Origin of the sequence: Thalassobacillus devorans (genome assembly GCF_011761345.1) — a bacterium.
In the GTDB taxonomy this organism is placed as follows: domain Bacteria; phylum Bacillota; class Bacilli; order Bacillales; family Halobacillaceae; genus Thalassobacillus; species Thalassobacillus devorans.
Genome location: NZ_JAASRY010000002.1, coordinates 534,438 through 548,359 on the forward strand (window position 1 = coordinate 534,438; position 13,922 = coordinate 548,359).

At 41.5% G+C, this 13,922-nt stretch carries 13 protein-coding genes; 9 read left to right on the forward strand and 4 right to left on the reverse strand.

The window, feature by feature from the left end; all coding sequences use genetic code 11:
• The first annotated feature begins 45 nt into the window (after window positions 1-45).
• Both FHS45_RS09755 and FHS45_RS20470 read left to right on the forward strand, forming a co-directional pair.
• On the forward strand, window positions 46-1,557 hold the full coding sequence (locus tag FHS45_RS09755; protein WP_062441359.1) for a S41 family peptidase: 1,512 nt from the start codon (window positions 46-48) through the stop codon (window positions 1,555-1,557).
• Window positions 1,558-1,699: 142 nt separating this feature from the next.
• Complete coding sequence (locus FHS45_RS20470) at window positions 1,700-2,884, forward strand: PDZ domain-containing protein (RefSeq protein WP_062441355.1); 1,185 nt, start codon at window positions 1,700-1,702, stop codon at window positions 2,882-2,884.
• A gap of 208 nt (window positions 2,885-3,092) precedes the next feature.
• Here the strand turns inward: FHS45_RS20470 and FHS45_RS09765 are convergent, their stop codons facing one another.
• Window positions 3,093-4,304 (reverse strand): cell wall-binding repeat-containing protein, encoded by a 1,212-nt coding sequence (locus FHS45_RS09765; protein WP_062441352.1) that lies wholly within the window; start codon window positions 4,302-4,304, stop codon window positions 3,093-3,095.
• Window positions 4,305-4,443: 139 nt separating this feature from the next.
• Here FHS45_RS09765 and FHS45_RS09770 point away from each other — a divergent pair, with 139 nt between their 5' ends.
• The 6 genes from FHS45_RS09770 to FHS45_RS09795 all read left to right on the forward strand — a co-directional run bounded on the left by FHS45_RS09770 (window position 4,444) and on the right by FHS45_RS09795 (window position 10,099).
• Window positions 4,444-5,175 carry an urease accessory protein UreH domain-containing protein gene (locus FHS45_RS09770; RefSeq protein ID WP_062441350.1) on the forward strand — a complete coding sequence of 244 codons (732 nt, stop codon included), beginning with the start codon at window positions 4,444-4,446 and terminating at the stop codon, window positions 5,173-5,175.
• Window positions 5,176-5,194: 19 nt separating this feature from the next.
• Complete coding sequence (locus tag FHS45_RS09775) at window positions 5,195-6,586, forward strand: sensor histidine kinase (RefSeq protein WP_062441347.1); 1,392 nt, start codon at window positions 5,195-5,197, stop codon at window positions 6,584-6,586.
• Window positions 6,579-7,259 (forward strand): response regulator transcription factor, encoded by a 681-nt coding sequence (locus FHS45_RS09780; protein ID WP_062441344.1) that lies wholly within the window; start codon window positions 6,579-6,581, stop codon window positions 7,257-7,259. Before FHS45_RS09775 ends, FHS45_RS09780 begins: the two co-directional genes overlap by 8 nt.
• A 75-nt stretch (window positions 7,260-7,334) precedes the next feature.
• Complete coding sequence (locus tag FHS45_RS09785; RefSeq protein WP_062441342.1) at window positions 7,335-7,586, forward strand: hypothetical protein; 252 nt, start codon at window positions 7,335-7,337, stop codon at window positions 7,584-7,586.
• Window positions 7,587-7,737: 151 nt separating this feature from the next.
• The gene (locus FHS45_RS09790) at window positions 7,738-7,980 is read left to right on the forward strand and encodes an SHOCT domain-containing protein (protein ID WP_062441338.1); all 243 of its coding nucleotides are present in this window, start codon (window positions 7,738-7,740) and stop codon (window positions 7,978-7,980) included.
• Between the two features lie 16 nt (window positions 7,981-7,996).
• On the forward strand, window positions 7,997-10,099 hold the full coding sequence (locus FHS45_RS09795) for a heavy metal translocating P-type ATPase (protein ID WP_062441333.1): 2,103 nt from the start codon (window positions 7,997-7,999) through the stop codon (window positions 10,097-10,099).
• 45 nt (window positions 10,100-10,144) lie between these two features.
• Here the strand turns inward: FHS45_RS09795 and FHS45_RS09800 are convergent, their stop codons facing one another.
• From FHS45_RS09800 to FHS45_RS09810, 3 genes are all read right to left on the reverse strand, one after another.
• Window positions 10,145-10,768 (reverse strand): class I SAM-dependent methyltransferase, encoded by a 624-nt coding sequence (locus FHS45_RS09800; protein WP_062441330.1) that lies wholly within the window; start codon window positions 10,766-10,768, stop codon window positions 10,145-10,147.
• Window positions 10,769-10,867: 99 nt separating this feature from the next.
• The gene (locus FHS45_RS09805) at window positions 10,868-11,167 is read right to left on the reverse strand and encodes a rhodanese-like domain-containing protein (RefSeq protein WP_062441327.1); all 300 of its coding nucleotides are present in this window, start codon (window positions 11,165-11,167) and stop codon (window positions 10,868-10,870) included.
• Between the two features lie 96 nt (window positions 11,168-11,263).
• Window positions 11,264-12,265, reverse strand: a complete 1,002-nt coding sequence (locus tag FHS45_RS09810) for a F510_1955 family glycosylhydrolase (RefSeq protein WP_062441323.1) — start codon at window positions 12,263-12,265, stop codon at window positions 11,264-11,266.
• A 461-nt stretch (window positions 12,266-12,726) separates the two neighbouring features.
• Between FHS45_RS09810 and FHS45_RS09815 the strand changes: the two genes are divergently transcribed.
• Window positions 12,727-13,839 (forward strand): D-alanyl-D-alanine carboxypeptidase family protein, encoded by a 1,113-nt coding sequence (locus FHS45_RS09815; RefSeq protein WP_062441320.1) that lies wholly within the window; start codon window positions 12,727-12,729, stop codon window positions 13,837-13,839.
• Window positions 13,840-13,922: the final 83 nt, after the last annotated feature.

Below are 13,922 nucleotides of genomic sequence, written 5' to 3' on the forward strand. Positions count from 1 at the left end.
TGACAGCCGGCTCCATGGAACTCTAAGGATAGAAGGGTGAAGGTGATGAATTTAAAAAAGAGTCATATTGTGATTTTGCTGGTAGCTGCCTTACTGCTTGGAGCTGCCGGCTCGTATTTTGGCATCCAGCTCGCCCAATCAGAGCCTGATACAAAGTCTGAATCCGAGCAAAAGGTTGAGCGATTTGCGGATTTAAGTGAAAGTGAACAAAAAAAACTATTAGAAAATTTTGCAGCAGGTAGCGACAACAACAATGCCTCCGGTGATATGAAAAAGGTTGAGCAGGCTTACAATGTCATCAAAGAGAATTACGTGGAGGAAGTCGATGATAAACAGCTGATGGAAGGTGCTATCCAGGGTATGCTTGAAACACTGGATGATCCATATAGTGTATATATGGATAAAGAAACAATGGAGCAATTTGATCAATCCATTGAGTCCTCTTTTGAAGGAATTGGCGCTGAAGTCAGTATGGTCGATGGTAAGGTCACCATTGTCGGACCGATTAAGGGGTCTCCTGCTGAGGAAGCGGGACTGAAACCGAATGACCAGATTCTTGCTGTCGACGGTGAAAGTGTGGAAGGGCTGGATCTGTATGAGACGGTTCTACAAATCCGCGGGGAGAAAGGTACAGAAGTCACTCTTACAATCCAGCGCCCAGGCGTATCGGATCCGGTGTCCATCGATATTGTACGTGATGATATACCGTTAGAAACCGTGTATTCGGAAATAAAGGAAAAGGATGGTAAGAAAGCTGGGGTTATCGAAATCACCTCTTTTTCAGAAAAAACATCGGATGAATTTAAAGAGGCACTGAGTGAATTAGAAGGCAAGGGCATGGAAGGATTGATCATTGATGTCCGAGGCAATCCAGGCGGTTTATTTACCGATGTACAGGAAATTTTACAGAACTTTATTCCTGAAGATGTTCCATACGTACAAGTAGAAGATAAAAATGGAGAGAAAGAGCGCTATTTCTCTAAAATGAAAGATAAAAAAGAATACCCGGTTACTGTACTTATGGATGAAGGTAGTGCTTCAGCTTCTGAAATATTGGCTGCTGCCATGCAGGAAGCAGGTGGGTATGAACTGGTCGGTGAAAAAACTTTCGGAAAAGGTACTGTTCAACAAGCTATTCCAATGGGAGATGGCAGTACTATAAAAATCACCCTATACAAGTGGTTGACGCCTGATGGCAATTGGATTCATGAGAAGGGGGTCCAGCCTACTGTGAAAGTAAAGCAACCCGCTTATTTCTATACCAATCCAGTAGAGATAGAGGAGCCTTTGGAGTATGATCAAAACAACGACAAAATTAAAAATATCCAGGTGATGCTTGATGGCCTGGGTTATGATGTGGATCGTTCCGATGGTTATTTTGATAAGAAAACAGAGGAAGCAGTAAAGCAATTTCAGGAAGACGAAAACTTGAAGGTGACCGGAGCCATTGATCAAAAAACCGGCGGGTCAATCGAAGCGAAAATTGTGGATTTGATTCGTGAAGGTAAGAATGATAAACAAATGGAAAAAGCGCTGGACGTTTTATTCCAGCAATAAAGCAGGATTTAGCGAGTGGATAGCGAATTATATCCGTAGTCAGTGACTGCGGGTATTTTTTGCTGCCTAAACAAGTTTGTATTGGTTGAAAGATAAGGACTTGGATATAATCCAAGTTTTCTACCGAAGGAGGTTATAAAAGGTGGGAGGATGGCTTCAGGAAATTACACAAATACCAGGACGACTAATGTTGCAGCCGCTTCTTTATTGGTTTATCCTGTTGGGTCTAATTGTTTCCTTTAAGAGAGTCAGAAATGAAAGAGACATGTTCGGTATTCGTATTTTCGATGTCTTTGCAGAAACGAGAGGGACATGGGTAACAGGGTTCCTTACCGGAATTATCTTGTCACTAGTTATGTTGGGAGCAGGTATTGTCATTTCATTTCCAGTCATTTTATTGTTAAGTACCATCATACTTTTGATGAGCCTGATATTCCGTTTAAACGTGCTGTCTGCCGCTTATACACTCACTATAGGATATGGACTTATTTTTCTTTTGCAAAATATTTCTGTTTCTTTTATACCTGAGGAATGGCACCAAGCGATCTCCGACGTATCGCTTACCGGTATAACGGTAATCATGGCGGGGATATTATTCCTGGAAGCGATATGGGTACTCCGGCTGGACCACAAGGAGACATTTCCAGAGCTGGTGGCAGGATCCCGGGGAAAGTGGATCGGCCAGCACCGGTTGAAAAAGCTGGGGATGATGCCTTTATTTGTTTTGATACCAGGCGGTGCCATTACCCCCTTTATGCCTTGGTGGCCATTACTTGATATAGCAGGTGGCAGTTATGGATTGATGGTGGTACCTTTTCTTAGTGGTTTTGACGTCTTGACAAAAGGTCATCATCCTGTGACGGCTGCAAAAAAGCTGGGAAGCGGTTTGTTTCTACTGGCGTCCCTTGTCATCATACTTGTAATAGCCAGTTATTGGTGGGAAGTCTTATCCACAGCTGCAGTCGGCCTAGCTGTCATAGGTAAATTATTTATTCATATGTTACATCGCGTTCGTGATAAAAAAGCTCCTTATTTTACAGCGAATGATCAGGGGCTGACGGTATTAGGAATTATTAAAAATAGTCCGGCAGCACAGATGGGGATAGCGGTAGGTGATTTAATCGAACGTGTTAACGGGGTAAAAGTAACTAATGAAGAAGAGTACTATTATGCTTTGAATGTTAATCGTACTTTATGCAAAATGCAGGTCAGTGATCAACAAGGGGAACTCCGTTTCACCCAAAGAGCGATGTATCAGCACGATCCTCATGATCTGGGACTCTTATTTGTCAAAACAAATATTAGAAAGAAAGCAGTTATTAATTAAGAGCAGGCATGGACTAAAGCTGTCTTGATTCTTACCAAATCCACGCACTGCTTCTGCAAACAATTAACCGATAGAGTTATGTTTTTGCTATCTAACTAAAAAGGATGCTTCTTTAATCAGAGCATCCTTTTTTATATGATCCAAAATATAAATTTCAGTATCAGTGAAGTCGCCAGTGAGTAAAGCTATTAAGCTTTTATTCTTTTTCTTAATGCCCTGCGTGTCCATCGCCATCAGATTGAATGATTTCAAGCATGGAATCGATCATTCCCTGGGTCTCCACAGGGATATCTTCAGTATTCCCCGTTAAGAACCCATGATTATATGGTCCTTTACTAGGATCTTCCTTAAAAGTAGGTTGAATCAGCTTCAGAAACTCTTCGAGATCCTTATTTGTTTTCCCATCAGGAAGCCAAATAAGGGGAGCATGCTTGCCAAGATGGGAAAATGGAGCTGCTGTCAGAGCATAATCTGATGTCTGATCGGAAATCATGGAAACGCCATGTCCTGGTTCCTCAAGTCCCCATCCAAACCCAGTTTTTTCATCTTTGTACATGGCAAAAGCGATGCTCGTTTCAACAGCAGTCTTGCCTGCAATTCTTTCTGTCGTCCCATATTCTCCTAAGTCACTTTCCACTTTGGTTGAGATGAATTTTTCAGGGCCTACAATATAAATTGTGGGATTATCCCGGTTTTTCAACGCTTCTTTCGTTTCTTCCGGGACAGAATTTCCGGAAACAAATAAAACCGGTTCTGCCATATGAGCAATCCAATTGATAACCGGCAGACTGAATAACTTTGCTTTGTCATCTCCGGAAACGACAATTACATTTTCCGGATAACCTTCCGTCATGTCTGCATAGTAGTCATCGATATTCTTAGCAGTTTCCTTGTATGTTTCTCCGTTGATTTGATGTACTTGATACTTAGCAATTTGATCCTTGATTTTTTTACTGGCATTTCCAATGAGGATAATTTCAGTGCCGTCTTGAATACCTAATGGGTTCAGACGATTAATTTCTTCTAAGACTCTTTCATCTAAACCATCTTCCTGGTAAGGGAGAATAGGACCATTTACAGGATGGTGAATTAAATCTGCTGCGGCAAGTGTAGTCTGCCAGTCTTCTCCAGGTGCTAAGATAATTGCATTAGGATGATTCTCCTCCTGGGTCGCCGGCCATATCGTCTGTGATGTATAAAGAGAAGATTCAACCAGGTCTTCTGCTGGCAGCCTTGTGATATTTTTCGTTTGGAGCTGAAATAAACCTTTTATACTCTTCGTATTCCCTGTAGTTTTATCCTGAGCTGCTTCTGGCTGCTCGTTATTTGTTCCTTCATTTGATTTTTCTGCATCGGCACATGCACTTAATGTAAAAATGCTGATTAAAAGCAATAAGGTAATTGTATAAACTCTCTTCAATTTCCTGAACCTCCTTTTTTTAGTAACACAGTAAATATAAACTAAAAATATGAAGAAATTATGGAGGTTCTCACTCTACTGCACGTTTTCTGCAAAAATAACTACTAATCTATAAATACGGTAAAAAGGAGGTACAGTTATGTATGAGTTATTGAACTGGATCAGCAGAGTAGTGATGGAGCCGGTCATACAGTTGTCGTACAGTGTACAAGAATGGCCATTATTATATGCGTTGATGCTGGGACTTGTCGGTGCGGCTGCACCTTGCCAATTGACAAGTAATATAGGTGCAATGACCGTTTACGGCACCCAATCGCTTCGCACAAAAATACCGTGGAGACATATTGGGATGTTCCTGTTGGGAAAAATCATCGTTTTCTCTGGGTTGGGGTTCCTGTTTTGGTGGCTCGGCAGGGATATCTTCCAGGAACTCCAGGCTATGTTCCCTTGGATTAGGAAAGCGATTGGACCTTTGTTGGTTTTGATCGGCGTATTTTTGATGGGATGGATAAAATTTCGCAAAACGATTACTTTATTTAAAGTTCCGGACCGTTTGAAGTCGAATCCATCACATTGGGGAAGTTTTTTTCTTGGTGCAGGCTTTACGTTAGCTTTTTGTCCTACGATGTTCGTATTGTTTTTCCTTACGTTGATGCCAATTGTAGTGGCGACCTCTTATGGGGCAATCATGCCAACAATTTTCGGATTAGGGACTTCGATCCCCTTGCTGCTATTTATTGGGTTAATTGCTTATTTTGGTTTAAGTGGTAACCTGTTAAGAAAAGGACGGCATGCGGGGGTCATTGTCCAAAGGGTAGCTGGTATTCTTCTAATCCTTGTCGGTATTTTAGATACATTGACTTACTGGTAAATGAATTGAGGCTGGTATTATGCTGAATAAATTATCCTGGAAAGTCGCATCGATATTTTTTATATTTATTGTGATTGTTGAAGTATTGCTCTTTTCTGTCCTCTATACTAATCTTGTCTCTGATCAAGTGGATGAGGTATTGGATGGGCTGCTCGCACGTGGGAATAGCCACAGGGATGTACTGGAGAAAAGCTTCGATGATATTACTTTGAATCATGTAGCATTGATGGAAACAGAGGCCGCTACAGATGTCATCATCACTAATAATGAAGGGGAAATCCTCTCTAAATCTACAGCTGCCACAGATGAAATCACTCATTTGATTAAAGACAATGATTATCAGAATACAAGGCATATTGGAAGAGTCATTGAAGAAAAGTGGAGATCTGCACCGTATATTGCTACATTATCTCCGATTGTCGTTGAAGGAGAAATGATGGGGCATGTTTATATGTTTTCACCTTCTGATTCTGTCCAGCAAGTAGTGCATGAGCTGACCAGACAATTTATCATTATTGGTTTGTTTACTGTTTTATTGACAATCATCACTCTATTTATCTTAACCCGATTCCTTACTTTACCGTTGCTTCATTTGAAACAGACAACCGAGCGAATGAGCATGGGAGAAACTAATATATCACTGGAAATGACAAAAAGAAAAGATGAATTAGGCGAACTTGCTGTCGCGATTCAGACATTAGCCAGGGATTTAGAGCACTTGAAAAATGAACGCAATGATTTTCTTGCTAATATCGCTCATGAATTACGTACACCGCTCACCTATATAAAAGGGTATGCGGATATCGCTTCGAGAAGCAGTTTGACGTCAAAAGACCGAGAACATTACTTGAAGATCATAAAAGAAGAATCTGAACAACTGACAATGCTGGTGAAAAACTTGTTTGCCTTGGCTAAAATGGATCAAAATCAATTTTCTATCTTACCAGAACAGGTGAAGTTATGTGATTCTTTGGACAAAGTCATTAATCGTCTTCATCCTGTATTTGAAGAAAAAGAGGTGAGACTTGAGCTGGAATGCCCGGAAGAAGTAGAAGGCTGGGTAGACCCGGAACGCTTTCAACAGGTCATTCTCAACTTACTGGATAATGCCTTGAAGCATTCAACAGCGGGTGGAACGATTCAAGTTAGTTCCAACAAGAAAGAGGGGCGTGCAGTTGTGAAAGTAAGGGATGAAGGGAGCGGGATTCCTTCTGAGGAGCTGCCGTTCATTTTTGACCGATTATACCGGGTTGATAAATCTCGTTCACGGGCGAGTGGTGGCTCGGGATTAGGATTAGCCATCGTGAAAGAAATCATCCGTCTCCATAGTGGACAAATTAGCGTTGAGAGCAGCCTGGGTAATGGAACAACTTTTATTATAGATCTTCCAGGAGGTGAAAATAATGGTTAAAGCTTTATTAGTAGATGATGAACAGCGGATGATCGACTTGATCCGACTATACCTGGAGCCCGAGGGTTTTCGATGTGAAAAGGCAGTATCTGGCGAAGAAGCAGTGGAAAAGGTGAAAATAGGATCATTTGATATCGTGCTGCTAGATATCATGATGCCAGGAATGAGCGGATGGGAAGTATGTCAATCTATACGGGAAATCTCAAAAGTTCCTATCATTATGGTTACAGCAAGGGAGCAAAAAGAGGATATCGTTAAGGGTTTGAAGCTAGGAGCCGATGATTACATTACCAAGCCATTCGATGCTGATGAATTGATTGCCAGAATGGAAGCTTTGTTGAGAAGAACAGTAAAAGAAAATACTGTCGAAACAGATGGTTTGATCTGGGATGGAGATAACCATCAGCTTACTTATAGGGGTAAACCTATCAAGTTGACACCGAAAGAGTTCGCGGTTATTGGATACATGATGAATCATCCGAATCGCGTTTATGACCGTCATCAGTTAATCGAACTGATTTGGGGGTTTGATTCCGATACAGAAGGAAGAACAATTGACTCCCACGTCCGTAATATGCGGGAGAAAATAAGAAACTCTGATTTCCCAATCGACGACTACTTCCAGACGGTGTGGGGAGTAGGTTATAAATGGGTCCAGTCTACAAAAAGTTAAAGGATTTGTAACATCCTCTCAACCATTTCTCCATAATTAATGGGTAAAGTAAAAAGTAAGAAAGGAGGGATGGTTGTGAAGCGAAAGTTGTTGGCAGGGATAGCTACAGCTGCTTTAGTGTTAGGGTTTGGAAATATCGTACTGGCTGACGGGGATGAGCCGTTACAAGGTGAGGGATTTTGGCAGGGAAGCTTTGAAGAAATGCTCCCTTTTATGAAACAAATGCACCCAAACTTTGACGATTCTCAATTGGAGGGAATGTATCAGGGTTGCCACGGGCAAAATGGCCCGGGCAATTACAACAGAGGAATGATGAATAACTTTTAATCGGGGAGGGGTATGGTACCTTCCTCGTAACTTTTTAGATAAAGAAGACAGTTGATGACTCGACTGTCTTTTTTTAATAGTATTTTATGGTTAGAATAATACCTTCCGTGGAATGGGTATACTGGGAAATATATTAAAAGGAGTGTTAGTTATGATGGGTGGCGGTGGAATAAGCGGAGGAATGGGTGGTTTTCTTGGCTTTGGATTTATCTGGATTATTATCATTATCGCCATCATTGCCATTTTTGTATGGATAATGAAACCAGGGTCTCGTAACACTACTACTCGTTCATCATCTGGTAATAAATCATTTGAAACATTGAAAGATAGATTAGCAATAGGAGAAATTTCAGAAGAAGAATATGATCGCTTAAAACGTAAATTAGAAGAATAAAAGAGAAAGGAGAATCATGATGGCTGATAAGCGCGAACATCATAATCATAAAAGTAATAACCATAAAGAACATACTCAGGCACATGAGAGAGATGAACATACGGCAACCGGTCATCACGATGCCCATGAAGAACATGAGCAGCATAATCATGGTGGTGGTCATGATCATCATGACCACGATCATGGGGATATGGTTGCTGATTTTAAGAAACGATTTTACATTTCACTGATTCTGACGATTCCAATCTTGCTTCTCTCGCCGATGATTCAGGACTTCATGGAGGTGGATTGGAGATTTCCATTTGATCAATGGATCTTGTTTGGGCTTTCTACTATTGTATTTTTCTATGGAGGCTGGCCTTTCCTGATAGGAGCCATCAGTGAATTGAAGCAAAAAAATCCAGGCATGATGACATTGATAGGGTTAGCGATTTTCGTCGCTTATGGCTACAGTTCATTAGTAGTCTTCGGATGGAGCGGAAAGAACTTTTTCTGGGAGCTCGCTACATTAATTGATATCATGCTTCTTGGTCATTGGATTGAGATGCGGTCAATTATGGGAGCGTCCAATGCGCTGGAGGAACTGGTCAAGCTGATGCCGAATGAAGCACACAGAGTGAAGGAGAATGGTGAAACAGAAGATATAGCTGTTTCAGAACTGCAAACAGGCGATCGCGTATTAGTGAAACCTGGTGAAAAAATACCGGTCGATGGTGTTATTCTTGAAGGGAAATCAGCAATTGATGAGTCCATGCTGACGGGAGAATCGATGCCCGTAGAAAAGAATCCAGATGAAGAGGTGATCGGGGGTGCAGTCAACCAGGAAGGCTCGCTGACGATTGAAGTCAAGAAGACGGGTGATGATACCTATTTATCCCAGGTCATCACATTGGTAAAAGAAGCACAGGATTCTAAATCAAGAACCCAGGATTTAGCGAACCGTGCAGCGAAATGGCTGTTCTATATTGCGTTGGCAGCAGGGTTCGGAACATTGTTCATTTGGCTTGCGCTGGGATACGCCTTTGACGTGGCATTAGAGCGAATGGTAACGGTTATGGTCATCACTTGTCCACATGCACTTGGACTTGCTGCACCATTGGTTGTTGCCGTCTCGACATCTATTTCTGCCCAAAAAGGCCTGCTGATCAGAAACAGAACCAACTTTGAAGGTGCTCGGGAACTGAATGCTGTTGTATTTGATAAAACTGGAACATTGACAAAAGGTGAGTTCGGAGTAACCGATATTATCCCTGCCGGATCCAATAATGAAAATGATGTTCTGCTTTGGGCAGCCAGCGCTGAACAAAACTCCGAGCACCCGCTGGCAGAAGGGGTACTCCATAAAGCAGAGGAACGGGAACTGAATCTGAAAGAAGTATCAGATTTTGAATCCATGACAGGTAAAGGATTGAAAGGAAGAGTAGAAGGAAAAGAAGTACTGGTCGTCAGCCCTGGCTATGTCAATGAGCGTTCGTTTGAATACGATAAAGACCAATTTAATTCTTTATCTGAAAAAGGTAAGACAGTAGTTTTTGTCCTTGTAGATGATGAGCTTATCGGGATGATCGCATTAGCTGATATGGTTCGTGATTCTGCCAAGGAAGCCGTCGAAAAACTCAAGGAAATGGATATCCATCCTATCATGTTAACAGGAGACAACCAAAAAGTAGCTGACTGGGTAGCGGATCAACTAGGTATTGAGGAGGTTTATGCTGAAGTACTTCCTCACAATAAATCGGATCAGATCAAAAAGATCCAGCAGAAAGGCTGGAAAGTAGCAATGACAGGAGATGGGGTCAATGATGCCCCGTCACTTGCTACAGCCGATTTAGGGATTGCAATCGGCAGCGGAACCGATGTTGCGATGGAAACAGCTGATGTCGTCCTTGTAAAAAGTAATCCAAAGGATGTTGTCAGTATCATGGATCTATCGAAGAAGACGTACCGGAAAATGCTGCAAAACTTATGGTGGGCAGCGGGATATAATATTGTGGCCATCCCGCTTGCTGCTGGGGCACTGGCATTTATGGGCTTGTTGTTGAGCCCAGCTGTCGGGGCAGTTCTGATGAGCCTAAGCACTGTCATCGTTGCTATAAATGCCAAACTGTTAAAAGCTTAATTGTTATTTTAGGCTGTGTGAGGATGAGTCCTCCACAGCCTTCATTTATTCATTCTCGTCTTTATTAGGTGAGAGGATCAGGCGTCGCATGATTGAAGCCATTAAGTAATCTTCTTTCACCACTTTTAAACCTGCCTGCTTAATATTGTCCATTGTTTTCCGATTGATATTAGCTCCGACGATATGGAGGCCAATTGGGTTCAGCACATCCATTGCTTTGCCTATTATTTCATTATCACTGCGCATATGTTCCAGCATGATGATTTTCCCCTTAGGCTTCGTAACCCGGCGTATTTCCTTTAAACCCTGAATTGGATCAGGGACAGAACAAAAGACACAGGTGGAGACCACCGTATCAAATGTATTATCAGCTAAATTCATCTGCTGGGCGTCCATTTCCATAAGCTCAAATGATAGAGGCAGATTATCTGCTTTTTCACGAGCTTTTTTTAACATCATAGGGCTGAAGTCAATCCCTGTCACTTCCACGTGACCGGGATAGTATTTAAGATTAACTCCAGTTCCAACTCCTACTTCTAACACTTTTCCACTCGCATGTTCTAGAAGTTCCTTCCGCCATTTCTCCCGAATCATCCGGTCCATCAAATCAAATACCCCTGAAATACGATTATACCTTCGTTTAATCGTATTTGTTTGCTTATTATCCATAATGAATCCCCCCCTATATAAGTATACCCTCCAGGTAAAGGGTATGGGAATTATATGTAGTTTTGCTGATGTATCTATTGTTCGTTTGTCTTCCCATGGTTATTGAGTAACTTCACCGTTCCATTCGTGCATGCCTCCGTCGAGTGTCTTTGCCTGATAGCCTTGTTCATTCAATAGGTCAGCGGCCTGGTCACTTCTTTTCCCGGAAGCACAGACGGTGATATACTCTTTATCCTGATTTAACTTGTCCATTTTGTTCTCTACTTCATCTAACGGGATGTGAATGGCACCTGGAATCATACCTGCTTCCACTTCTTCTTCAGTCCGTACATCAAGTACCTCCACATCGTCCTGTTTACGTTTCTCTTCAGCAACTGTCGGCTGTACTTTTGCTGCCATTTACAATACCTCCTTATATAAGATGAAACATCTTCTTATATAATAAATGTACCTCGTAGGGTAAAAGAAGAAACGTGTTTTTATATGACAGTTATATCACTTCGAAATCGTTTTTCCTTGATCAAGAATCTGCTTCCAGTTCTCTCCCTCGTCTGTAGAGATAAAGGCATTTTCTTTCTCCCCGTCACTGGAAAGAAGCGTGATTTCGTCTTCATTATCTGGATTTTTTGCCACGTATAAGATGGCTTGGTTTCCGATTTCAGGCAAGGACAACGTATCGGCTGTCGTATCTTTCAGATTAATAGACTCCAGTTTGGGCTCAGACGAATATGTTGCAAAGTATAAACGTTCTTCTTCAAAATATAATGCAGTACCCTGGGTATTTTCTTTGACAGGTTCAAAAGTCTGCCCGCCGTCTTTACTTAGGTATATTCCATTTTGAGTAGAGGCAGCAACGACATTTTTATCTGTTGGGTGAACAGCCAAAGCGAACGGACTTGTGCTTATACCCGCAGCCTCAATGGCTTCCCACGTTTCTCCATCATCAAGGCTCCGATAGAAACCAGCATCCAATTCAGAATTGGGCTGGATATTCACCAGGTAAATGGCGTGGTTATTATAACCGACTCCCATCGTATGAAAATCACTTTCCCCTTCAAAGCCTAAATCCTCCAAGGTTTGACCGCCATCAGTGCTCTTCTTTAATCCAAGGGGATTAGGGAGATCGGAGTCTTTACCGGGATGGCCCGATGTATAAAAACCATTATCCACCGCTGTGAAACCCATATAATCATTAAATTGTTCTTTTGTTTCCACCCAATCCCCATCTTGATAAAATTTCAGTCCGCTATGGGTGGCGAATGCCATCCCGGCATCAGGGTGTATGTAGCCGATCCCATGAACATGATTGACAGTTCCTTCAAAAGACTGTAGGAAGTCAGATAAATCTCCAGTTTTCTCCTGGTTTTCCTGTTTGTCAGTTTGTTCTGTGTTCTCCTTTTGTGTTTCTCCATCTGGCTGGCTTTCATCATTTTGGCTGCATCCGGTCAGGATAATTGCTGTGCTGATACTAGTTATAAGAAATAATTTTTTAATCATGACTAAATCCTCCATTAAATTCTTTTACAAAGTTGTTTTCCGTTACGTTAGTAACGGTGGGGAGGGGCGGAAAAAGGGAAGTGGTCTTTCTTCCCGTTGATGGACTGCTTATGTCGCGAGTGTCTAGGCGATGAAGCTAGAAAGCGAACCGGTTCCCAGCCGCCCTTACCCCGAATTCGACAACGGATCCCAAAGTATCTCGAAATAAAGTCTTCGACTTTTCGGCACGTTTATGGGACAAATATCCTAAAAAATTAACAACAACATTTCACAGAACCAAAGAGTAAAAAAATTCATACAGGGTAAATATAACTGATTTGTATCGAGATTTTATGCAGAAAAGTAAAAGGATTCTTGTTATAAATAAACTTCCTGCATCTTCCTTTTTCAATTAAGGAATCTTCGTTTATAATCGAGAAAGAAAAAGTCAGACAACTATTAGATATGCTGGAGGAAATAAGATGATAAAACGAATTAAGATTATATTAATTATCGTTCTATTACTGGCTGCCTATACTCCACAGACAGGCTTTGCAGAAAAAAGCGAAAACTTATCCATCCAAAGTGAGGCTGCTATTTTGATAGATGGGGAAAGCGGCCAAGTATTATACGAAAAAAACAGGGAAAAGAAGATGTACCCGGCAAGTATTACGAAAATCCTTACAGGTATTATTGCTATTGAACAAGGAAACCTGGAGGATAAAGTAATTATTAGTGAAGAGGCGAGGAATGCAGACGGTACCAGGGTATATTTAGAAGAAGGAGAAGAAGTACCGCTTAAGAAATTAGTTCAGGGACTGTTGATGAACTCAGGGAATGATGCAGGCGTGGCTATTGCTGAACACCTGGCCGGCAGTGTGGAAAACTTTACACAAGTGATGAATGCTTTTGCTGAAGAAAAAGCTGGGGTTAAGAATTCTAACTTCACGAATCCGCATGGGCTTTATGATGATGACCACTACGTTACGGCAGAGGATATGGCGAAGATCACAAAATACGCGATGAAAAATGAGACGTTTAAGGAAATAGTGGGCACGAAGGAGTTAGACTGGAAAGGCGAAGAATGGGAGACAACCATCATCAATCATAATCGTCTGCTTTGGAGATATGATGATGCAACCGGAGTAAAAACCGGCTGGGTTTCAAAATCAGGCCATACACTGGTAGGGTCCGCAGAACGTGATGGGATGGAATTAATTGCTGTCATTCTGAAAGCGAACAATGCAGAACATGCTTATACGGAAGCCGGAAAATTATTTGACTATGGCTTTGAAAATTACGAAACTTCTTCTATTCCTGCTGGAAAGACATATAAGACAAATGGAGAAGAGTATGAATTGCCAGAACCGCTGGCTTATACCAAAGAAAACAATTCGGAGATTACGGAACAAGTAACAAGAAAGGGCTATTTACTGATTGAGTCTGACGATGAAATACTGACGACAGGCAAATTGGATGTAGTACAAGCATCGAATGGAGAGCCTGTAAAAACGGAAGAAAACGATTCAGAAGAAAATTCTTCCTGGAAGGATGCTATATTCCAGTGGTTTGCCAGTCTCTTCTCTTCAAAATAATTACAAAAAAGCTGTCATTAGAAAAGCGATAAACTTTTCAATGACAGCTTTTTTCATACTTTAAGAATGTTTAACTTTGTAAA

Excerpts from the sequence above, each read along its gene's own strand:
- FHS45_RS09755 (WP_062441359.1), top strand. The coding sequence starts at position 46 with ATGAATTTAAAAAAGAGTCATATTGTGATTTTGCTGGTAGCTGCCTTA.
- FHS45_RS09800 (WP_062441330.1), bottom strand. The coding sequence starts at position 10,768 with ATGGATAATAAGCAAACAAATACGATTAAACGAAGGTATAATCGTATT.
- FHS45_RS09790 (WP_062441338.1), top strand. The coding sequence starts at position 7,738 with ATGATGGGTGGCGGTGGAATAAGCGGAGGAATGGGTGGTTTTCTTGGC.
- FHS45_RS09810 (WP_062441323.1), bottom strand. The coding sequence starts at position 12,265 with ATGATTAAAAAATTATTTCTTATAACTAGTATCAGCACAGCAATTATC.
- FHS45_RS09795 (WP_062441333.1), top strand. The coding sequence starts at position 7,997 with ATGATGGCTGATAAGCGCGAACATCATAATCATAAAAGTAATAACCAT.
- FHS45_RS09805 (WP_062441327.1), bottom strand. The coding sequence starts at position 11,167 with ATGGCAGCAAAAGTACAGCCGACAGTTGCTGAAGAGAAACGTAAACAG.
- FHS45_RS09815 (WP_062441320.1), top strand. The coding sequence starts at position 12,727 with ATGATAAAACGAATTAAGATTATATTAATTATCGTTCTATTACTGGCT.
- FHS45_RS09775 (WP_062441347.1), top strand. The coding sequence starts at position 5,195 with ATGCTGAATAAATTATCCTGGAAAGTCGCATCGATATTTTTTATATTT.
- FHS45_RS09770 (WP_062441350.1), top strand. The coding sequence starts at position 4,444 with ATGTATGAGTTATTGAACTGGATCAGCAGAGTAGTGATGGAGCCGGTC.
- FHS45_RS09780 (WP_062441344.1), top strand. The coding sequence starts at position 6,579 with ATGGTTAAAGCTTTATTAGTAGATGATGAACAGCGGATGATCGACTTG.